Annotated in this window: 18 protein-coding genes and 1 other RNA gene; 6 read left to right on the top strand and 13 right to left on the bottom strand. The window is 38.6% G+C overall.

The genetic code is table 11. The features are described 5' to 3' along the window. Position 1: 1 nt before the first annotated feature. The 12 genes from T432_RS0102400 to rnpB form a co-directional block, all read right to left on the bottom strand. On the bottom strand, positions 2–940 hold the full coding sequence (locus T432_RS0102400; protein WP_028884029.1) for a D-alanine--D-alanine ligase: 939 nt from the start codon (positions 938–940) through the stop codon (positions 2–4). Then, positions 924–2,342 (bottom strand): UDP-N-acetylmuramate--L-alanine ligase, encoded by a 1,419-nt coding sequence (gene murC, locus T432_RS0102395; RefSeq protein WP_028884028.1) that lies wholly within the window; start codon positions 2,340–2,342, stop codon positions 924–926. The genes T432_RS0102400 and murC overlap by 17 nt, the downstream gene beginning before the upstream one ends. Continuing rightward, on the bottom strand, positions 2,332–3,408 hold the full coding sequence (gene murG / locus T432_RS0102390; RefSeq protein ID WP_028884027.1) for an undecaprenyldiphospho-muramoylpentapeptide beta-N-acetylglucosaminyltransferase: 1,077 nt from the start codon (positions 3,406–3,408) through the stop codon (positions 2,332–2,334). The genes murC and murG overlap by 11 nt, the downstream gene beginning before the upstream one ends. Continuing rightward, a complete protein-coding gene (gene ftsW, locus T432_RS0102385; protein ID WP_028884026.1) occupies positions 3,401–4,603 on the bottom strand; it encodes a putative lipid II flippase FtsW in 1,203 nt (400 codons plus the stop codon). Before ftsW ends, murG begins: the two co-directional genes overlap by 8 nt. After that, positions 4,600–6,045: a UDP-N-acetylmuramoyl-L-alanine--D-glutamate ligase gene (gene murD, locus T432_RS0102380; RefSeq protein ID WP_028884025.1), complete on the bottom strand. Its 1,446-nt coding sequence runs from the start codon at positions 6,043–6,045 to the stop codon at positions 4,600–4,602. The genes ftsW and murD overlap by 4 nt, the downstream gene beginning before the upstream one ends. Before the next feature lie 5 nt (positions 6,046–6,050). After that, entirely contained in the window at positions 6,051–7,220 is a 1,170-nt protein-coding gene (gene mraY, locus T432_RS0102375; protein ID WP_044971054.1) for a phospho-N-acetylmuramoyl-pentapeptide-transferase, read from the bottom strand. A gap of 9 nt (positions 7,221–7,229) precedes the next feature. Then, positions 7,230–9,962 carry a bifunctional UDP-N-acetylmuramoyl-L-alanyl-D-glutamate--2,6-diaminopimelate ligase MurE/UDP-N-acetylmuramoyl-tripeptide--D-alanyl-D-alanine ligase MurF gene (gene murF, locus T432_RS0102370; protein ID WP_028884023.1) on the bottom strand — a complete coding sequence of 911 codons (2,733 nt, stop codon included), beginning with the start codon at positions 9,960–9,962 and terminating at the stop codon, positions 7,230–7,232. A gap of 3 nt (positions 9,963–9,965) precedes the next feature. Next, positions 9,966–11,756, bottom strand: coding sequence for a peptidoglycan D,D-transpeptidase FtsI family protein (locus T432_RS0102365; RefSeq protein WP_028884022.1), 1,791 nt, complete (start codon positions 11,754–11,756; stop codon positions 9,966–9,968). A gap of 8 nt (positions 11,757–11,764) precedes the next feature. Next, positions 11,765–12,040 (bottom strand): cell division protein FtsL, encoded by a 276-nt coding sequence (gene ftsL, locus T432_RS0102360; protein ID WP_282705278.1) that lies wholly within the window; start codon positions 12,038–12,040, stop codon positions 11,765–11,767. 26 nt (positions 12,041–12,066) lie between these two features. After that, a complete protein-coding gene (gene rsmH, locus T432_RS0102355; RefSeq protein ID WP_028884020.1) occupies positions 12,067–13,050 on the bottom strand; it encodes a 16S rRNA (cytosine(1402)-N(4))-methyltransferase RsmH in 984 nt (327 codons plus the stop codon). After that, positions 13,050–13,478, bottom strand: coding sequence for a division/cell wall cluster transcriptional repressor MraZ (gene mraZ / locus T432_RS0102350; protein ID WP_044971065.1), 429 nt, complete (start codon positions 13,476–13,478; stop codon positions 13,050–13,052). The genes rsmH and mraZ overlap by 1 nt, the downstream gene beginning before the upstream one ends. Before the next feature lie 234 nt (positions 13,479–13,712). Continuing rightward, positions 13,713–14,060, bottom strand: an RNA gene (rnpB, locus tag T432_RS08185) — RNase P RNA component class A. A 90-nt stretch (positions 14,061–14,150) separates the two neighbouring features. Here rnpB and T432_RS0102345 point away from each other — a divergent pair. The 6 genes from T432_RS0102345 to T432_RS0102320 are packed head-to-tail and all read left to right on the top strand — an operon-like array spanning position 14,151 to position 20,741. Next, on the top strand, positions 14,151–15,695 hold the full coding sequence (locus T432_RS0102345; protein WP_015551515.1) for a catalase: 1,545 nt from the start codon (positions 14,151–14,153) through the stop codon (positions 15,693–15,695). Positions 15,696–15,710: 15 nt separating this feature from the next. After that, a complete protein-coding gene (glyQ, locus tag T432_RS0102340; RefSeq protein ID WP_028884019.1) occupies positions 15,711–16,619 on the top strand; it encodes a glycine--tRNA ligase subunit alpha in 909 nt (302 codons plus the stop codon). Then, positions 16,612–18,741 (top strand): glycine--tRNA ligase subunit beta, encoded by a 2,130-nt coding sequence (gene glyS / locus T432_RS0102335; RefSeq protein WP_028884018.1) that lies wholly within the window; start codon positions 16,612–16,614, stop codon positions 18,739–18,741. Before glyQ ends, glyS begins: the two co-directional genes overlap by 8 nt. Before the next feature lie 2 nt (positions 18,742–18,743). After that, on the top strand, positions 18,744–19,313 hold the full coding sequence (gene gmhB, locus T432_RS0102330) for a D-glycero-beta-D-manno-heptose 1,7-bisphosphate 7-phosphatase (RefSeq protein ID WP_028884017.1): 570 nt from the start codon (positions 18,744–18,746) through the stop codon (positions 19,311–19,313). Between the two features lie 2 nt (positions 19,314–19,315). Further along, positions 19,316–20,038: a lysophospholipid acyltransferase family protein gene (locus T432_RS0102325; RefSeq protein WP_028884016.1), complete on the top strand. Its 723-nt coding sequence runs from the start codon at positions 19,316–19,318 to the stop codon at positions 20,036–20,038. Further along, positions 20,022–20,741: a M48 family metallopeptidase gene (locus T432_RS0102320; RefSeq protein WP_028884015.1), complete on the top strand. Its 720-nt coding sequence runs from the start codon at positions 20,022–20,024 to the stop codon at positions 20,739–20,741. Before T432_RS0102325 ends, T432_RS0102320 begins: the two co-directional genes overlap by 17 nt. Here T432_RS0102320 and rsmA read toward each other — a convergent pair. Beyond that, on the bottom strand, positions 20,725–21,489 hold the full coding sequence (rsmA, locus tag T432_RS0102315) for a 16S rRNA (adenine(1518)-N(6)/adenine(1519)-N(6))-dimethyltransferase RsmA (RefSeq protein WP_028884014.1): 765 nt from the start codon (positions 21,487–21,489) through the stop codon (positions 20,725–20,727). The genes T432_RS0102320 and rsmA overlap by 17 nt on opposite strands.

The raw sequence follows: 21,489 nt of genomic DNA, 5'->3' as shown, positions 1-21,489 counted from the left end.
CTTACCCCTTACATACAGACTTAATTTTTAGACTAGCTGATTTCAAAATTTCCTCACAAATATCCGCATATTCCATGCCCTGAGCCTTTGCCGCTAATGGCACTAATGAATGAGAGGTCATACCTGGTGAAGTATTTATTTCTAAAATCCATGGCTTATTTTGCCCATCTAACATAACATCAACTCTAGACCATCCCTCACATTCAAGAGCATCATAAGCCTTAATACAAATGTCTTGAATCTCTTCTGTAAGTTTTGGGTCTATTTCTGCTGGACTTATATACTTTGTGTCGTCTCGATTGTATTTTTGGTCGTAGTCATAATTTCCGTCTGGAGTAATTATCTCAACTAGTGGCAATGCCTTCGTATTCGGCTGCTTTCCTAGTATTGCAACAGTTAACTCTCTTCCTTCAATACATTTTTCAACCAATAGCTCACCATCATATTGCCCTGACTCATTGAAGGCAGATTCCAACATTTCGTCTGATTCTACCTTCATCAAGCCAATTGTTGAACCTTCTTGTGGTGGCTTAACGATAATGGGATATCCTAAGCTTACGGCAGCTTTTTTAAGATCCTCGTAACTTTTTACGACCCTATAGTCTGGAGTGGGCAAGCCTTCATCTATAAAAATTTTCTTGCTTATGATTTTATTCATACCAATAGCTGAACTCATTACACCAGGGCCAGTGTATGGAACTTTAAGTAATTCTAAAAGTCCCTGTATACAACCGTCTTCACCATATCTACCATGCAAAGCGATAAACGCCACATCATAGGTTTTTAGATTTTCAATAGCTTGGGTGGCAATATCAAATAGTTCCACATCATAGCCACGCGATACGAGTGCATTGAATACGCCATTGCCAGACATTAGAGAGACTTCTCTTTCTGCTGAGGTACCCCCATACAAAACAACAACTCTAGGCTTTTTGTTCATAAGCATTTCCTAATTTGTGTGGAACCTTACTAATAGACCCTGCACCCGAGCATATAACGATATCTCCGTCCTTAACTATATTTAAAATAGCTTCAGGCATATCATTTAAATCCTCAACAAACACAGGCTCAACCTGACCAGAAGCACTAATAGCCTTTGCTAAGGCACGACCATCTGCTCCGACAATAAGTGCCTCTCCTGCTGGATAAACTTCCGCAAGGACAAGTACATCTGTTTTACTTAAAACTTTTACAAAATCCTCAAAGCAATCTCGTGTTCTAGTGTATCGATGCGGCTGAAACGCAAACACTAGTCTTCTATCAGGCCAGGCCCCACGAGCTGCCGCAATGGTCGCTTCCATCTCAACAGGATGATGTCCATAATCATCGATGACAGTGAATTTACCACCACCATTTTTTTTAGGCACCTCAAAATCGCCTATCTGAGTAAACCTTCTTGATACACCATTAAATTCAGAAAGTGCTTTTTCGATATCTGAATCAGCAACACCTACCTCTGTGCCTACCGCAATGGCAGCCAAAGCATTCAAAACATTGTGTTTTCCAGGAATATTGAGAGAAACATGCAATTGTGGCAATGTTTTTCCTTGATATTTCCGCAGTACTTCAAACTCCATACGAGTGCCGTTGTTCTTCACATTGATTGCACGAAAATTAGCTTCTTCGTTAAACCCGTAGGTAGTTATAGAGCAAGAGATAAAAGGCAGTATGCTTCGAACATTTTCATCGTCTGTGCAAACGATAGCCGATCCATAAAATGGCAGTCTTTGAGAAAATTCTACAAACGCACCTCTTAGCTTTGCGACATCATGAGCATAAGTATCCATATGATCAGCATCGATATTTGTAATGATGGCAATGATAGGTAGTAAATATAAGAATGATGCATCCGACTCATCAGCCTCCACAACTATATAATCTCCCGTGCCTAATTTTGCATTTGCACCTGCGGAATTTAAACGTCCTCCGATAACAAAGGTAGGATCAAAACCACCCGTAGCCAATACACTTGCGACTAAGGAAGTAGTCGTAGTTTTACCGTGAGTTCCAGCAACAGCAATTCCACTTTTTAGTCGCATCAACTCTGCAAGCATTATGGCACGTGGCACAACAGGTATTCGCAATGCTCTTGCTTTCAAAACTTCTGGATTGCCTTGTGAAACAGCAGTAGATACAACGATTGCATCAGCTCCGTTGAGATTATCTGCACTATGTCCCTCATAAATAGTGGCACCGAGCTTCTCAAGCCTATCTGTAGTTGAACTTAGACTTAGATCAGAACCTGAAATTTTGTAGCCTAAATTTAGCAACACCTCAGCAATGCCACTCATTCCAGAGCCGCCGATTCCAACAAAATGAAGGTGTTTAATTTTATGTTTCATTACTATTTACCAATTCTTCACAAATATCTGCACATCTAGAAGCTGCATTATTAGTTTTGCCAATTTCTTCAGCTCTAATAGCTATAGTTTTAAGCTCTTCTCTATTTTTAGATAATATAAAATCACTTAAATTTTCAGCAGTTAATTCTTTTTGAACTAAAAGATATCCAGCTTGCTGATCGGATAAAAATTTTGCATTTGCTGTTTGATGGTCATCAATTGCATGTGGCAATGGGACGAAAGCGGCCGCCACTCCTACTACACAAACCTCAGCCACTGTCATAGCACCTGATCTACAAATCAATAAATCCGCATTGCCAAGTTTGGTACCCATATCATTTATAAACGATAAGCACTCGGCCTCAACTCCAAGAGCTGAATATTTTTGTATAAGAGAATCAATATTTTTTTCACCCGCTTGATGCACAATATTGGGTCTTTTCTCTTTTGGAATTAAAGATATGGCCTCGGGGATAATTTCATTTAGTGGCCCCGCTCCTTGACTTCCACCAACAATTAATAGATTTAATTTTCCAGATCTATCACTATATCTAAGACTACTAGGCACGGTATGTTTAAGTGTTTCTCTAACTGGATTACCAACATACTCTCCATCGCTAAATACATTAGGAAATCCAGATAAGATTCGGGCCGCAAATTTAGCAATTTGTTTATTTGCGGTGCCAGCAACTGCATTTGCCTCATGGATAACAACAGGAATTCCCATAAATTTAGCCATTAAAGCACCAGGGAATGATACATACCCACCCATACCCATGACTACAGATACTTTACTTTTTTTCAAAGCCTCTTTAGCCTTTAAACAAGCTCTAAGAAGCTTAAATGGCATAGAAAGCAAACCGCCTATCCCCTTGCCTCGAAGAGAAGTAAATTCCATATGATGGAATTCATAGCCAGTTGGAGGAACCATTTTTCCTTCCATTTTGTTTTTATTGCCAAGCCAATGGATTTCCCAACCTCTCTTAGCAAGCTCAGCTGCAATAGCCAATCCTGGCGTGATATGGCCACCTGTGCCTCCTGCCATAATCATAATTGCTTTACGCATGACTAGCTCCAAAGCCTAAAGGTTTTTGTCCCCTCATTAAGCAACGATTTTCATAATCTACGCGTAATAACAACCCGAAAGCTATAAGGCTTATAAGAATAGAAGATCCCCCATAGCTTATAAATGGCAATGTCAAACCTTTTGTCGGAAACACTCCAAAACAAACTCCTAGATTAACTATTGCTTGAACACCAAACCAAACCACTACACCTTGAGCCACTAGTCCATTGAATAAGCGATCCATAGCAATCGCTTGCCTTCCGATATTAAGACCTTTGCGAAGCAAAATAACAAATAGCATGATTACCAAGAAGATTCCGATAAATCCAAGCTCTTCGCCCACAACTGCCATAATAAAATCAGTATGAGCCTCAGGTAAATAGTGAAGCTTCTCTATGCTTAAACCAAGACCCTCACCAAAGAATCCACCTCTACCAACAGCAATAAGTGAGTGTGTTAATTGATACCCAGTGTTCTGTGCATGCTCTTGACTAAATGGATCTAGATAAGCAAAGAATCTTTGCAAACGCCATGGAGCTGTCACAATGGCAAGAGCAACTAAAAATACTGCCGATATAAATAAAACTAAAAAGAGCATAAAACCTAGACCACCAAGAAGCAGTATCGACATTACAATAGCGACAACTACCATAGTCGCACCGAGATCAGGCTCTCTAATTAATAAAAAGCAGATAACTCCTAGATATACGATTATGGGCAAGAAACCCTTTATCCCATGAATACTCTTTTGTTTACGAACAGTGTAAGCGGATGTGAACACGATCATTGCCAACTTAGAGAATTCAGACGGCTGAAAATTAAACGGGCCTATTGGTATCCAACGAAACGCATAATTAACTTCTCGTCCAATACCCGGAATTAACACTGCGACAAGAAGCAATACGCAAAGCAAATAAATCCAAAACGCCTTCGAGTCCCAAAATTTCATAGGAATCAAAAAGGTAAATGACATTGCAAAAAGGCCAATCAATATAAAGATAAGCTGTCTAGTGAAAAAATAATATCGGCCCGCATTTACGTATTTTGGGCCATCTCCAAGGGCTATCGAAGATGAGAACACCATAATTAAACCGATCATTAATAATGCACCTAAAATGCATATCAATGAGAGATCGATCTCACGCATCGATGTTCTAGGGTTACGACCCCCAAGAGTATCTACATAGGCGTTCATGCCATTTCACCTTTTGTGCGAGCCAACTCATCAACGGCATCCGCAAATTTAACGCCCCTTTCATGATAATTTTTAAACATATCAGTGCTCGCACAAGCTGGTGACAATAACACCAAATCCCCTGCCTGTGCCAATGCAAAGGCATCATGCACGGCCTGCTCAATTGATTGAACCTCCTTAACTGGCACAGAATTCGCAAATAGACCATCCTTAACATGAAACGAAGATTTAAGTAAATCCTTGTCCTTCCCGAGCAAAACTAGGCCTCTCAAACCATCTGGAACACGTTTTTGCAAAGACTCATACAAAGGCGTAAAGTCCTGGCCTTTACCCTCGCCCCCAAGAATAACAACTAAATTTCGATACATGCCATCAATTGCAGCTACAGTAGCACCAACATTTGTTCCTTTGCTGTCGTCGATAAAAATTACACCATTTATATCACGTACATATGTGCATCTATGTGGCTGAGCCTCGTAGTCTCTTAGTGCCGCTAGTAGCGGTTCCAGCGGCAATCCTATCGACTGACAAAGCTGAATGGCTGCCATAGCATTTAGCACATTGTGATGACCACGAATTTTCATGGCATCTACAGGCATAAGATTTTTTTGGGTCGTGCAAAACCACTTCATGCCGTTTACTTCATTTACGCCTATTTCATTTTCTTTTTGTGGCAATGCCTCCGTATATATCCACGCTTTATTTAACCCATATTCTTTTGCTTGTTCATCGCTTGCAATTATCTGTTCAGAGAAATCAAAAATTTTTAATTTGCTCTCTGTATAAGCCTGCATGCTACCGTGCCAATCGATATGGTCCTGTGTGATATTTAAAATTGTGGAAGCATCTAGTTTTAGCTGAGATGTATAAAAAAGTTGAGCACTTGATAATTCAAGGGCAATTGCATCTGGCCATTTATTTTGCTGCTCAAATTCAGATATGACTGTAAGTGCTGATGGGCTAATATTTCCCGCAGCTACTGCTTTTAGACCTGAGTATTCACACATCAAACGAACCATTGATGTAACGGTCGTTTTGCCGTTTGTACCTGTAATTCCAATAATTTTTATAGGGGTTGAATTAGCTTTATTATGCTCAAGAATGGCATGCATAAAAAGATCAATTTCACTAATTATTTTTATATTGTTTGTACTTGCGAAATCACTTATAGATTTCATAAGTTGAGATTCGGGTGATAAACCTGGGCTAACAACAATAAAGTCAAAATCTGACTGAATAAAATCTTTGAAATTTTCAGGGCTCAAATTGAATTTGATATTTTGTTGTGGCAAACCCAGATTAATTAAATTTTCATGATTAGGGTGCTGCTCTCTAGTATCGAAACAATAGACTTCATGTCCATGTGTGTTTAACCATTTGGCACAGGCAAAACCAGTTTCACCCATGCCTAAAACCAAAAACTTTTGCTTACCGTTAACCATGAATCTTACCTAAGTTTCAATGTAGAAAGGCCTATTAATACAAGGACTATTGTGATTATCCAAAAGCGAACTACAACTTGAGTTTCTTTCCAACCACCTAATTCAAAGTGATGATGAAGAGGCGCCATTTTTAAAAATCTTCGACCTTCCCCATATCTTTTCTTAGTGTATCTAAACCATGAAACTTGCATGATTACAGATAGAGTTTCTGCAACAAATACTCCACCCATTACAAAAAACACAATTTCCTGTCTTGAAATTACGGCGATGGTTCCTAACATACCCCCTAAAGCTAGGGCTCCAACATCTCCCATAAATACTTGAGCTGGATAGGTGTTAAACCATAAAAAAGCCAAACCTGCACCACCTAAAGCGGAACAGAGTACCAACATTTCTGAAGCACCTGGAATATATGGGAAAAGAAAATAGCTTGAGTAGTCAACTCGACCCACTACATATGCAAATAAACCAAGAGCACCACCCACCATAACAGTTGGCATAATCGCTAAGCCATCAAGGCCATCGGTTAAATTTACAGCATTACTCGCACCTACGATTACTATCCATGTTAAGGTAGCAAACCCAAAAACACCCAAAGGATAGCTTACATTCTTGAAAAATGGGACTATAAGATCGGCCCTAGTTGGCAATCCCATTGTAAAACCGCTCATAACCCAATCTTTGAACAATGGCCATAGATCAGTGTTTGCAGGCACTGAGACCGCAAAACTTAAATAAATTGCAGCAATTAATCCAACTATAGATTGCCACATAAATTTTTCTCTTGATTTCATGCCCTCTGGATCACGATAGACGATTTTCTTATAATCGTCCGCCCAACCAATTGCTCCGAAACCTAAAGTGACCAGAAGCACAACCCAAACAAAACGATTAGTCAAATCAGCCCATAATAAAGTACTGATGGCAATGGATATTAGTATCAATACTCCACCCATAGTTGGAGTCCCATTTTTTGCTAAATGTTCTTTTGGACCATATGCTCTAACTGCCTGTCCGACTTTTAATTCAGTAAGTTTTCTAATAACCCAAGGTCCAAAAATAAGCCCCAGAAAAATTGCTGTTAAACAAGCAAATACGGCCCTAAAAGTAATATAGTCAAATATCTTTAGAAAAGTATATTTGTCTGCAAAGGAGATGAAAAATGCGTACAACATGATTGTTTGTTAATCCTTCGTTAGAGCCTCGAGAACCCTCTCCATCTTCATGAATCTGGAACCCTTGATAATAATTGACTTAGAGTTAAGAGATTTTAATTTTTCAATTAAATCCTCAATATTTGAGAAATGAGCGTGAACATTGCCAAAGGAATTCTGTGCATGTGCAGAGGATTCCCCAATAGAAAGCAAATGCTCAATGCCAGAAGCCTTAGCGTATCGACCGATTTCGCTATGCATTTGAGGTCCATCTTCTCCAACCTCACCCATATCACCCAAAACCAAAGTTCTAGGAGCTGGCAATGTTTTTAAGATATTTATAGCCGCTATAACGGAATCAGGATTGGCGTTATAAGTATCGTCCACAACAATTACACCATCTTTAAGAATATGTTTTTGAAGTCTACCTTTTACAGGCTGGAAATTTTTTAAACCATTTTCAATAGCTTTTAAATCTACTTGAGCTGCTACTGCGGCGGCTATGGCAGCAAGTGCATTCTGAATATTATGTTCACCCAAAATAGATAAATTAATATCGAGATGACCTCTATCTAAATCGACTTTAAAAGATGTTCCGTTCTCATCGATATTAATATCCTTAGCTTTGATTACTCCTGCATCTCCAAATGTTATAGACTTGCAATGTTTTGATTGAGAAGTCCAAATATTTTTATAAGCCGTATCGTTTGGATATATTGCAACTCCATTAGAATCAAGTTCCTCAAAAACACTACCATTTTCTCTAGCAACAGCTTCAACAGTTTTCATAAATTCTTGGTGTTCTCTTTGAGCGTTGGTAACGAGTGCGATAGTAGGCTTAACTAAATTAGCTAGATATGAAATCTCTCCAGGATGATTCATACCCAATTCTAAGACAGCGATTTTATGAGTGGACTGCAGACTCAATAAGCTTTTAGGGACACCAATATGATTGTTTAAATTTCCCTGAGTTGCAAAGAAAGATTGTTCTCCAAATTGCTCTTTAAGAATTGAAGCTATCATCTCCTTACATGTGGTTTTCCCATTACTACCACAAACAGCAATAATTGGAATATTAAATTGCGATCTCCAAGCTTTAGAAATAATTCCAAGAGCCTCGGTAGTGTCATCGACAATATATTGTTTCACTGAGGCATCCGTAACTTTGTGATCGACAATAGCTCCCATGCAATTTAGAGAATTAACAAAATCATGCCCATCGAATACATCGCCCTTCAAAGCTAGAAAGATTTCATTTTGCTGTAAGGTTCTTGAATCGGTATTGATTTTAAATCCTGCTTTTAAAAGTAAAGCTATACTCGCCCAATGTGCATCATTAAACTTATGCTTGACGCCTTGTATTTCTTGATAATTCTCGTGACCTTTTCCAGCAATCAAAATTACATCTTCGTTTTTTGCGTTAAGAATTGCATGAAGTATGCTGTATGCCCTATCAGTATGCGAGAAAGCATACCTATCCATACCAAGTAAAATCTCATTAATAATGGAGCATGGACCCTCAGTTCTAGGATTATCGCTAGTTATATAAACAATTTCAGAATTCTTTGAGGCAACTTCGGCCATAATTGGGCGTTTTGTTTTATCTCTATCACCACCACATCCAAACACACATATAAGATTACCTTTACGTGCATCAGTCGTAGGTCTTAGAGCTGTCAATGCATTTAATAGTGCATCTGGTGTATGAGAATAATCAACAACAACCAAAGGTAAATTTGAACGATCTGCTTTGCTAGCTTGATGAATTTTCACCACTTCAAGACGACCAGAAACAGGCTTAATTGTCGCAATAATTTCTACAATTTTTTCGACACTAAAATCTAAACAATTCAGCACCCCAGCTAGCAATAATAAATTCGATATATTGTGAGCTCCGACTAAGCGAGTTATAACCTGAGAAGACCCCTCAGGCATTTTGATATGAAATGATAAGCCATAATCATGAAATTCTTGATCTGAAGCCTGTATCTGAGCTTTTGGATTAAGTTTTACACTAAATCCGATATTAGATTTCGCAAGGCTAGAATCGAAGATTCTCCGTCCTGCTTCATCATCTAAATTTATAATCGCATGCTCTAATAATTCATTTCTAAAAAGCTGTGTCTTAGCTTCCTCATACTCTTTCATGGACTTATGATAGTCCAAATGATCTAAAGTTAAGTTAGTAAAGCAAGCAATTTTAATTTGAACATTGTCTAATCGGCCCTGTTCAATACCTATAGATGATGCCTCTATGGAGACTACTTCAATATCTCGCTTTACAAGTTGAGCAAGAATTCTATGTACACTTAATACATCAGGAGTAGTCAACTGACCACCCAAATTTTCTCCAGATGGCAAAATAGTACCTAATGTTCCGATAGTTGCACATGGGATATTACTAGCATTTAAGGCTTGAGCAATCCAATGAGCACATGATGTTTTACCATTTGTGCCCGTAATTGCAATTACTGCGATTTTCGAAGAAGGGCTACCGTACCACGCATCTGCAATTAGTCCCAATTTCTGACGAAGATTCGGAACAACTAAATGTGGCAATGCTAACGTTTCGCTCCCTTCATTACCCTCAAGCAAAATTGCTGAAGCTCCATTGTTTATCGCATCATTAACAAAGGCATACCCGTCGCCTTTATACCCTTTACAAGCGACAAAGACATCCCCTTTTTGGATGTCTCTGCTATCAAGTCGTAGATCTGCATCAGGTTCTACGTGCTCCTTCAGCCAATTTAAAATTTCATTCATCTATTATCCTTGGTTTGGAGATTTAGTTTGCTTGGCTTCCAGAGTATTTAATATTGCATCTGGAGGTATACCTAAATAACGCAGAGTATTTTCAGTAATTTCTGCATTGACTGGACCAGCAGTTACCGTTCCGTAATATCCATCTTTTTTAGGTTTATCTATAGTTACAGCAACTACTATCTTTGGATTTGATATCGGGGCAATGCTTACAAATGAGCCCCTGTGCAAATCAGATGAATACCTGCCTTTTACTATTTGCCTTGCAGTACCAGATTTACCTCCAATTCTATATCCATTTACTTGAGCTTGTATTTTCGTACCTTGTGGGCCTGCAGCCTCCTCAAGCATATTTCTTACATCACGTGCAACTTGTGGAGAATAAACTTGGACGGAGTGTTTCATATTAGAATTTTTAATTAATGACAATGGAACCATATCTCCATCTCTCGCAAACGCTGTATACGCTTGTGCAACTTGCACCAATGATACTGACAGACCGTAGCCATAAGACATAGTTGCTTTTTCGATTGGTTTCCAGGTTTTCCATGGTCTTACACGTCCAGAAGATACCCCTGGAAATGCTAATGATGGCGTTTGCCCAAACCCTAAAGCAGTAAACACTGTCCACATTTGTTCTGATTGGAGCTTGTCGGATAACATTGCCATCCCGATATTACTAGATCTACGCAAAAGGCCTGTTAGATCAAGATTCCCATTTCTCTTAGAAACGTCTGTAATGGTAGCTCCATGATATTTCCATGAACCATTTCCTGTGTTGAATATTGTTTTTTTAGTAGCAACTTTTGCATCTAAAGCTAAACCAACTACGAATGGTTTAATAATTGAACCTGGCTCGAAAATATCCGTTACTACTCGATTGCGTAATGCCGAACCCTTACGAGATTTCTTATCGTTAGGGTCGTAAGTTGGGATGCTAATCATAGCCAATATTTCGCCTGTATCAACATCAGCAACAATGGCAGCACCTGATTCTGCATTATGTTTTTTTATGGCTTTCTGAAGAGCTGTAGCAGCTATATATTGGACACGCGTATCAATTGTTAAATTAATATTTTGACCGTGTTTTGCTGGCAAACTATCTGTTGAATTTACGTCTTCAATAACTTCACCCAAACGATTTCTAATCACTACACGTGATCCATCCTGTCCTTCAAGTACTTTATTGAATTGACGCTCTAATCCCTCAATCCCATTATCTTCGATATTTGTAAACCCAACAACATGGGCCATCAATGAGCCTTGCGGGTAATAGCGTTTACTCACAGAGTCAATATTAACGCCTTTAATTTTGAGTGTGCGAACTTCATCGGAGACCGCCAAATCTACTTGTCTTTTAAGGAAAAGAAAATTTCGTTTTGAATTATTTTTTAATTTGGCAATAAGACTCTTTTCATCATATCCCAGAATTTTTGCTAAAGCCTTAATTTTTTGTGAGGGAGCTTTTAGCACCTCTTCAGGAACCACCCATACACTACTTGCTGGAACGCTTGTAGCTAAGAATTCACCATTTCTATCGATAATACGACCACGTTTTGCCTTTAATGGAAAACGAGCTTCATAGCGGTTATCACCTTCTTGACGTAAGAAATCGTTATTCCATGTTTGTTGATATAGAGCTCGCCCACCCACAATGGCAAAGGCAATTACCATAACAATGAAAATCAAATTAGTTCTGTTAAATAGGTTTTTCTTACCGCGACAAACGTCGTATGAGCGTACAACATTACTGTACGTTCTATTACTCCGTCTGTTGTTTCTAGAAAAATACTTCATTTCAGCCCCTATTGTTCAGGATTTTCTTGAGTTTCATTTCCTGGCAAATTTATATAAATAATTTCATCCAGTTCCGGAGTTTTGAGCTTTAGTTTCTCTTTAATCTGCTTATCAACATTCATGGTTGAAGACAAATTAGCTCTCTCTAACTGTAAATAGCTCCAAACTTCATTCAATTTTTGCTGTGCATTTTGTACGCGCACGATATCGTTATAAACAAGCCTTTGCTCATACCGAACAATTACAAGTTGCATAGCACTGTAAATAAAAAAACTCACTAGCATCAGAACAAAAATAATGACTCTCATTTCTAGTTGTCCGTTCTCTCAGCCACCCTAAGAATTGCAGACCTCGATCTTGGGTTACTTGCAATTTCTGCTTCAGTAGCAGTAAGTTTTCCTAAACTTTTTAGACTCCCCTTAGGCATATCAATCTCCCTAATAGGCAATCTTGCAAATTCCGAGGCAGGATTAGATTCTTTAGAAATAAACTGTTTTACTATCCTATCCTCAAGTGAATGAAAGCTAATCACCGATAAGCGTCCACCCACTTTTAATAAATCTATAGCTGTCGCGAGGCTGCGTGACAGCTCCTCAAGTTCCTCATTGATGTAAATCCGTATAGCTTGAAAGGTCCTTGTGGCCGGATGCTGCCCCTTCTCACGAGTCCTGACGTTGGCTGAGACGAGCTCGGCCAATTCGTGCGTTGTCCGTATTGGGTTGGATTCGCGGCGACTTGCAATCGCCTTTGCAATCTTGAGAGCAAACCGTTCTTCGCCATATTCTTTAATCACCTTTGCTAAAAGTTCTACATCTACACTGTTGATCCACTCCGCAGCTGTCTGACCCTTAGAATTATCCATACGCATATCTAATGGGCCGTCTCGCATAAAAGAAAATCCACGAGTACCATCATCGATTTGGGGAGATGAAATCCCTAAATCCATTGTTATGCCGTCAACCTTTTGAATTCCAAAATCACTCAAAGATTTCTGCATACTTGAAAAGGCTCCGTGTACAACTTCAACACGCTCATCCTCTTCTTTTAATTTTTTAGCCGCTTCAATAGCCTGTGGGTCCTTATCAAATACAAAAAGCTTTGAATCTCTATCCAACAAACTTAGAAGATATCGACTATGGCCGCCACGACCAAAAGTTCCATCCACAAAAACACCGCTTGTTTTAAATTTGCCTTCTAACGACCCTCTAAAGAGGGAGTTCTTATTATGAAATTCAGGATGCAATAAAGCATTAATCGTTTCATATAAAAGAACTGTTACGTGCCCAAACTCCATCACAGAATAAAGTTATCAAGGGTGCTTAAGTCAATAGCTTCTATGTCAGCTTCTTGTTGTTTTGCAAATTTCTCCGCATCCCACAACTCGAAGTGGCTACCCATGCCTACCAGTACGACTTCTTTCACGATATCCGCAACGTCACGCAGTTCCGGCGCAATTAAAACTCGTCCTGATCCATCAATCGCAACGTCCTGAGCATTACCTAGTAAAAGGCGTTGTAAATTTCGATGCGAAGATGGGAGGTTCATAATGATCTTTCTTTTGGATTCCCATTCTGACCTGGGGTAAATCAGTAAACCACCATCAAGGTTTCGAGTAATGGTGAGTTCGCCTCGGAAATCCGTACTCAATACGTCACGATAACGGGCTGGAACTGTCATCCTCCCCTTGTTATCTAACGATAAAGCACTGTTACCTTGAAAAATCACTTTTGTCCCACTTTTTGACACTATTTCCTACTTATTCCCACTTTAATATATTTTCTTTATCTTTTCAACAAGAAAAACATAAAATTTCATTAAAAAATAAAGGCTTATGGAAAATACTTTAAGGAAGATTTCGTACAAGCATAAAAATCAAGTACTTATAACTAATTCTAAAAGTTATTTATAAAGTTGTTTGGAAGGGGTATTGATGTTTGAGAGAATTATCTGTAGTAAAAATGAAGCAGGTCTATAAGCCGGATTCTGTAAACGTGTGTCGACAATCATTCATCTAGACTGATTATTGCTAATCAGCTCAAGCCTTCTACCCGCATACTCGGACGGGTCGCCCTTATCGCATGCTTCTTGAAGTTGCTCCGGATAGAGGTTACCGCGTTTCACTCTATATTGCTGCCCGTAGGCGCCATACGGAAGTAGCCGTATCAGTGCAGCATTGCTGCCCACAACATAGCCTCGTCTCTGTGGCCCTATTCCTCACTTTGCAGTGGACGGCTGTTAGCCGCTATCCTACCCTATGGAGTCCGGACTTTCCTCGAATTTAATCGCGATTGTCCAACCTGCTTCATATGCAATTTTAGCAATACGGTAACTAACAATTAACAAAAAACTGAAAGTGATAAAATTTACTAAATTCTTACTTACATAGGAGACAGTATGGCTAATAAAAAAAATGCTAATAAACAAGAATTTCCCGAAAAATTCCCTTCTGAAAAACACCCATATCTTAAAGAGTGTCCAGTAACTAAACTTACTACACAGTTTGGTAAACCAGTCGCAAACAATCAAGACAGTAAAACTGCTGGGGCACGTGGACCTTTGTTATCTGAAGACGTATGGTTACACGAGAAATTAGGAAATTTCGTACGTGAAGTTATCCCTGAAAGACGTATGCATGCAAAAGGTTCTGGTGCACATGGTGTCTTTACTGTAACTAACGATATTACCAAATATACCTGTGCTAAGCTCTTTAGTGAAGTAGGTAAAAAAACTGATATTTTTGTTCGCTTCTCTACAGTAGCAGGTGAACGCGGTGCAGCTGATGCAGAGCGTGATATTCGCGGTTTTGCTATGAAATTCTATACAGAAGAGGGAAATTGGGATTTAGTAGGAAACAATACACCAGTTTTCTTTTTCAGAGATCCTCGTAAATTCCCAGACTTAAATAAAGCTGTAAAACGCGATCCTCACACTAATCTTCGTAGTCCTGCTTATAACTGGGATTTCTGGACATTATTGCCAGAGGCATTCCATCAAGTGACTATTCTTATGTCTGACAGAGGTATCCCTAAATCATATCGCCATATGCATGGATTTGGATCTCATACATATAGTTTTATTAACGATAAAAAAGAAAGATTCTGGGTTAAGTTCCATATGAGAACTCAACAAGGCATCGAAAACCTTACTGACGATGAAGCAGAAAAACTTATCGGAAAAGATCGCGAAAGTCATCAACGTGATTTATGGAATGCTATCGATAAAGGCGATTTCCCTAAATGGACTATGTATGTTCAGATCATGCCAGAAAAAGAGGCAGAGGAAGTTCCTTATCACCCATTTGACCTTACTAAAGTTTGGCCAAAAGGCGATTATCCATTAATTGAGGTTGGTGAATTCGAACTAAATCGCAATCCAGATAACTATTTCTTAGATGTTGAGCAAGCTGCATTTGCACCTAGTAACTTAGTTCCTGGTATTAGCGTATCTCCTGACCGCATGCTTCAATCTCGTCTATTTAACTACTCTGATGCTCAAAGATATAGACTTGGCGTGAACTATCATCAAATTCCAGTTAATAAACCTATTTGCCCAATAATGAGCAATCATAGGGACGGGGCTTTACGTGTGGATGATAATTTCGGATCATTGCCACACTATGAGCCAAATAGCTTTAATCAATGGCAGGAACAAATTGAGTATGAAGAACCACCTTTGAAAATCAATGGTGATGCGGCTCATTGGAACTTCCGTGAAGATGATGATGACTATTTCAGTCAACCACGTGCCTTGTTTGAATTGATGAACGATGAACAAAAGCAAGCCCTATTCGATAATACTGCAGGTAATCTTGGAGATGCCCCTGACTTTATTAAAGAAAGGCATATTGCTAATTGTGAGCGTTGCCATCCAGACTATGCTAAAGGTGTGCGTGAAGCTATTAAAAAAGCATCTATGCACGAAAAGAAACGTAACGTTTAATTTAGATACTTATTTATGCTAACTTTTCAGCAAATAATTCTTACGCTTCAAGCATATTGGAGCGAACACGGATGCACCCTACTCCAACCGATTGATCTTGAGGTTGGGGCTGGGACCTCTCATACTGCTACTCTCTTAAGGGCTATAGGGCCAGAACCATGGAATGCAGCCTATGTTCAGCCTTCTCGTAGACCTAAGGATGGGAGATATGGAGAAAATCCTAATCGCCTGCAGCATTACTATCAGTATCAGGTTGTTCTAAAACCTGCTCCACCTGAAATTCTTGAGCTTTATATAGGCTCTTTAAAAGCATTAGGTATTGAGCCTTTAGAACACGATATTAGGTTTGTTGAAGATGACTGGGAAAATCCTACACTTGGAGCGTGGGGATTAGGCTGGGAAGTTTGGCTCAATGGCATGGAAGTCACTCAATTCACCTATTTTCAACAAGTTGGTGGCCTAGATTGTGAGGCGACAACTGGTGAAATTACATATGGGTTAGAGCGCATTGCCATGTATTTGCAAAATGTGCAAAGTGTCTATGATTTAGTGTGGACTTTAAACAGGGATGGTGAACCTGTGTATTACAGAGATATTTTTCACCAAAACGAAGTTGAGCAATCGACATACAATTTTGAATATTCCGATATTCCAACTTTATTTCAACATTTTAGAGACTACGAGCAACAGGCGAAAGTACTAGTGGATTTAGAGAATCCGTTGGCATTGCCAGCATATGAACAAGTTTTAAAAGCGGCTCACACATTTAATTTACTAGATGCACGCGGTGCAATTAGTGTTACTGAAAGGGCCGCATACATTGGACGTATAAGAAACTTAACTAAGCTTGTTGCTCAGTGCTATTACGAATCTCGTGAAAGACTTGGATTTCCTATGCTTAAAAAGGAAGCGTTGAATGTCTAAAGAATCATTATTGGTAGAAATTTTTACTGAGGAACTCCCTCCAAAAGCACTTAGGAATCTAAGCGAAGTTTTTGCTAAAGAGATAGTACGAGGCCTGATTAAAACTAATCTTCTTGAGGGTGTCAGCAGTGATTTAGAGGCACAAAGTAAATACACCCCGTATGCAACTCCAAGGCGATTAGCCGTTATTGTCAAAGATGTTCTTGATGTAGGTCCCGAGCAAGCATTCACTGAAAAACTTATTCCAGTTAAGATTGGTTTAGACTCTGAAGGAAACGCCACACCCGCATTAGTTAAAAAGCTAGAATCCAAGGGATTATCAGGCATTCCTGTTAGTGAATTAAAAATTGAATCTGACGGCAAACAAGACTACCTGTTTGTATCAGGCATCAATGCTGGTCGCTCTCTAAAAGCTGACCTTCAGGCTATTTTAGATCATGCAATCGATAGCTTACCTATTCCTAAAATGATGCGATACCAATTATCTGACGGAAAGACATCTGTCAGATTTGTAAGGCCAGTTCACGGGCTTGTAGCTATGCATGGCTCGGCCGTGATTGATACTACTGCATTTGGTATAAATTCAACCAATGTCTCTCATGGTCACCGATTCATGGGTAGATACAGTTTTGAGATTAATTCTGCTGATACTTACGAAAAGCAACTTCTCGAAGAAGGCATGGTAGTTGCAAACTATAAAGAACGCAAGAGTTACATTAGCTCCAAATTAGAGAGTATGTCTTCTGAACTTGGCCTCAATATAGGGTATGGTGAGGAGGTTGAGAATCTAATCGAAGAAGTAACTTCATTAGTGGAATATCCTGAAATCTACGTTGGTGAATTTGAAGAAAAATATCTAGAAGTTCCATCCGAATGTTTGATTCTAACCATGCGTTTGAATCAGAAGTACTTCCCTCTTTTTAAATCTAATGGGAACTTAAGCAACAAATTTTTGATTGTCTCAAATATGAAAGTAGCTGACCCTAGCAATATTATTGAAGGCAATCAAAGAGTGGTACGACCAAGACTAGCTGATGCGGAATTTTTCTTTGAGACAGATAAGAAAACTTCTTTAGAGCAGATGCTTGAGCCTCTTAAAAACGTTGTTTATCACAATAAGATTGGTACACAATTTGAAAGAGTAGCTAGACTTCAAAAGATAGCCGATTACATTGCCTCCCAATTAAGTTCTAATCCTGAACTTGCTATACGTGCAGCTTTGCTTGCGAAAGCAGATTTAAGTTCAAATATGGTAGGAGAGTTTCCTGAATTACAAGGTATTATGGGTTCTCACTATGCAAAACTTCAAGGTGAACCTGAAAGTGTATCTGAGGCTATAGCAGACCAATATAAAATTAGATTCGATAAGGAATTTACGGAAGAATCATCTATCTCTATATCCCTATATATAGCCGATAGAGTAGAGACTTTGATGGGTATATGGGGTATTGGATTAGCACCTAATGGTGAGCGTGACCCATATGGTTTAAGAAGAGCTGCATTGGGGATTATTAGTGCATTTGAGGCTTTAACTAACACAGATAAATCCTCATCTCTTTCATTAAGAGAAATACTCTTATTTACCCAATCTTTATTTGATGATATCCCTCAGACAACAGCCTACGAGGTTGAAGATTTTATTTACGATAGATTAAAGAATCAGTTATATAACAGTTACAGTAAGCCATTAGTCGATTCAGTTTTAGCTAATCGCGGACCTATAACTGAAGTTATTCCAAAAATCGAAGCCGTCAAAGAGTTTTCTGCAGCTCCAGAAGCCGAAAGCTTATCCGCTGCAAATAAACGCATAGGGAATATTCTTAAGAAAATCGATTACGCTATCCCTCAAATAGATACCAATATTTTTGCAGCACCTGCAGAAATTGATTTATACAAAGATTTTCATGAAATTAAGGATAATTTAAGAGAAGCGTTTGAAGCACGAAGGTATAAAGAAGTGTTTTTGATGTTATCTAAACTTAAGACACCGGTAGATAAATTTTTTGAAGATGTGATGGTTATGGACGAGAATATTGCCACCAGAAATAATAGGCTAGCCTTGCTTACAGAGCTTCACGAGCATATGAATCTTGTGGCTGATATCTCATTATTGGCTAGTTAATCATGAAATTAATCGTTCTAGACAGAGATGGTGTAATTAACGTTGAGAGCGACAATTACATCAGATCTGTAGACGAATTTACTGTTATAGAAGGCTCCGACCAAGCCATCGCAAAATTAAATCATAATGGTTATAAGGTTGTAGTTGCGACAAACCAATCAGGATTGGGTCGTGGATATTTTGATATTCATGATTTACATGCTATGCATGAAAAATTACTAAATCAGTTAAAGCCCCTTGGCGGTTATGTGGACGCATTTTTCTTTTGCCCTCATACCCCCGAAGATGAATGCATGTGCAGAAAGCCTCAGCCAGGATTGTTTTCTGAGATAATTGATCGCTTTAAATTCGACATAACAGAGCAACCGTATTTTGCTGTCGGAGATTCATTAAGGGATTTGAAAGCCGCTTCTAATGCAGGATTTGAGCCCATATTAGTAAAAACTGGCAATGGTGTCCAAACTCTCAATTCAAATGAATTTATGGAATTTCAGGATGAAATTGGATATGAAATTCCAGTATTTGATAATCTTCTCTCTTTTGTTGAAAGCTATTTGCTAGCCGATAACTAGGCATGAAAAAAGCTATCTTTAAATTCCTTCTAGCAATATCGACTATCTTTTTCGGTTCGATAAGCTTAATCATAATGGCCTTTCCACTTAAATTTAAGTGGTCTTTTATTAGGTATTGGCCCAAATTAACCATATGGCTTGCTAAGCATATTTTAGGGATTAAATACGAAATTAAGGGAAAAGAAAACATAGTTCCTAGCGCATCCATATATATGGCTAAACATCAATCAGAATGGGAGACGTTTTTTCTTCCCACCCTTTTTGATAGGCCCTCATGTTATGTGCTTAAAAAAGAGCTATTAAAAATTCCTTTTATGGGTTGGGGGTTGCGAAGTGCTGGACATATACCTATAAACAGAGAGGTCCCTCGGCTAGCGATGAAAGCAATTATTTCTGAGGGTAAAAATAGACTTAAGCAAGACGCAAACGTAATTATTTTTCCAGAAGGTACACGAACACCTGTAGGATCAAATAAACCATATAAGAGAGGTGGATCCCTTTTAGCAACAGTAACGGGGAAAGGGGCCGTACCCATTGCCATCAACTCAGGTCATATTTGGCCTAAGGACTCCAAGAATATTAAGTCTGGAACGATAACTGTTTCAATCGGGCCACTGATTCCAAATGAGGGATTATCCTCGGATGAGTATCTTGCATTAATTGAAAAGTGGATTGAAAATGAAATGCGTATTTTGAATCCTGAACACTATGCCTCAGCAACTTAGCCTTCTTCCCGAAAATCAAATTTTATTTGCTTTAAACGATCAAATAATAAGCATTAATTTAGAACGAAAACAAAGAAAGCGACTTGTTCTTAAGGTGACACCTGAAGGTGTTTGTGTAAGTGCTCCACTTAATGCGAGCAATGAGATAATCAGGCAATTCATTGAATCAAATAAAGATTGGCTCTCTCGAAAATATAAAGATTTAATGCCTCTTTTAAGGCCAAAAAATGAATGGACGCATGGAGGGAAATTTTTATATTTAGGTGAGTATGTTTCTATTGAATGTTCGGAGGGGGTATTTAGTCCTGTTTTAAATGGGAAAGTCCTAAAAATACCGTCCACAAATGACTCTTTAAAAGTGAGAGATTACTGTGTTTCATGGCTATATCTAATGGCTTTAGATATTCTAAATAAACGAACTCAGTTTTACGTTTCAAAAACTCAAAATTCATTTATGCAAATTAAATTGAGCAAATCAACAGCCACATGGGGAAGATGTTCAAGCAAAAAAGAGATTCAACTTAATTGGAGATTAATTCATTTTCCGATAAAACTTATTGATTACGTCATTGTCCACGAACTAGCACACTTAAAGCACCTAGATCATAGTAGAAAATTTTGGACAGAGGTTCAGAGGACATTACCTAACTATGAGGAATTGGATAAGGAAATGAAAAGGTATTCTATTAATTCTCTGAAATAAAGTCAGATAATTTTATAAATTCACCTACTGATAAGTCTTCAGCCCTTTTGGTGGGGTCTATGTTAAGAAAATCCCAATCAATTTTATATGATTTTAGAACTCCTCTTAACATTTTTCTTCTTTGTGAAAAGGCCTGCAACACCAGGTCCGAAAAGGTTTTATAAGATTTTGGTTTATCTCTTGAGATATCCAAAGGAATCATTCTAACCACAGCGGAATCAACCTTAGGTGGAGGTGAAAATGCTTCAGGTGGAACGTCCATAATTGAGTACATTTTGTACCGCTCCTGAAGCATGACCGATAAGCGGCCATAGTCAGATGTTCCTGGGATTGCGACCATTCTATCCACCACTTCTTTTTGCAGCATAAAATGCTGGTCAATTACTCCAGATGCAAACTGCATCAGATGAAAAAGTATTGGACTCGAAATGTTATATGGAAGGTTTCCTACTATTCTTAATGGCGTAGGAAAAACAGAAAAATCTACATCCAAGACATCGGACTCAACTACAGTCAAATTATCTGCATCGTAATTTGATCTAAGTCTTTGAGCTAAATCCCTATCTATCTCTATCACATATAAATGATTGAGTTCTTTAAGCAAGACATCTGTTAGAGCTGATAATCCAGGTCCAATTTCGACAATATGATCATCTGGATGTATAGAGAGTTTGCGTACGATTTCCTCAGGCACACTTTGGTCAGTTAGAAAGTGCTGACCAAAGCGCTTGCGTGCTTGATGTACCAT

Source organism: Taylorella asinigenitalis ATCC 700933, from assembly GCF_000687755.1.
GTDB lineage: Bacteria > Pseudomonadota > Gammaproteobacteria > Burkholderiales > Burkholderiaceae_B > Taylorella > Taylorella asinigenitalis.
The sequence above is the reverse complement of the archived record's forward strand: the minus strand, read 5'-3'. Positions and strand labels throughout refer to the sequence as shown.

Coding starts and splice junctions, on each gene's coding strand:
- murF (WP_028884023.1), bottom strand. CDS start 9,962: ATGAATGAAATTTTAAATTGGCTGAAGGAGCACGTAGAACCTGATGCA.
- ftsW (WP_028884026.1), bottom strand. CDS start 4,603: ATGAACGCCTATGTAGATACTCTTGGGGGTCGTAACCCTAGAACATCG.
- T432_RS0102345 (WP_015551515.1), top strand. CDS start 14,151: ATGGCTAATAAAAAAAATGCTAATAAACAAGAATTTCCCGAAAAATTC.
- T432_RS0102320 (WP_028884015.1), top strand. CDS start 20,022: ATGCCTCAGCAACTTAGCCTTCTTCCCGAAAATCAAATTTTATTTGCT.
- mraY (WP_044971054.1), bottom strand. CDS start 7,220: ATGTTGTACGCATTTTTCATCTCCTTTGCAGACAAATATACTTTTCTA.
- glyS (WP_028884018.1), top strand. CDS start 16,612: ATGTCTAAAGAATCATTATTGGTAGAAATTTTTACTGAGGAACTCCCT.
- glyQ (WP_028884019.1), top strand. CDS start 15,711: ATGCTAACTTTTCAGCAAATAATTCTTACGCTTCAAGCATATTGGAGC.
- T432_RS0102325 (WP_028884016.1), top strand. CDS start 19,316: ATGAAAAAAGCTATCTTTAAATTCCTTCTAGCAATATCGACTATCTTT.
- T432_RS0102365 (WP_028884022.1), bottom strand. CDS start 11,756: ATGAAGTATTTTTCTAGAAACAACAGACGGAGTAATAGAACGTACAGT.
- rsmA (WP_028884014.1), bottom strand. CDS start 21,489: ATGGTACATCAAGCACGCAAGCGCTTTGGTCAGCACTTTCTAACTGAC.
- murG (WP_028884027.1), bottom strand. CDS start 3,408: ATGCGTAAAGCAATTATGATTATGGCAGGAGGCACAGGTGGCCATATC.
- murC (WP_028884028.1), bottom strand. CDS start 2,342: ATGAAACATAAAATTAAACACCTTCATTTTGTTGGAATCGGCGGCTCT.
- rsmH (WP_028884020.1), bottom strand. CDS start 13,050: ATGGAGTTTGGGCACGTAACAGTTCTTTTATATGAAACGATTAATGCT.
- ftsL (WP_282705278.1), bottom strand. CDS start 12,040: ATGCTAGTGAGTTTTTTTATTTACAGTGCTATGCAACTTGTAATTGTT.
- T432_RS0102400 (WP_028884029.1), bottom strand. CDS start 940: ATGAACAAAAAGCCTAGAGTTGTTGTTTTGTATGGGGGTACCTCAGCA.
- murD (WP_028884025.1), bottom strand. CDS start 6,045: ATGGTTAACGGTAAGCAAAAGTTTTTGGTTTTAGGCATGGGTGAAACT.
- gmhB (WP_028884017.1), top strand. CDS start 18,744: ATGAAATTAATCGTTCTAGACAGAGATGGTGTAATTAACGTTGAGAGC.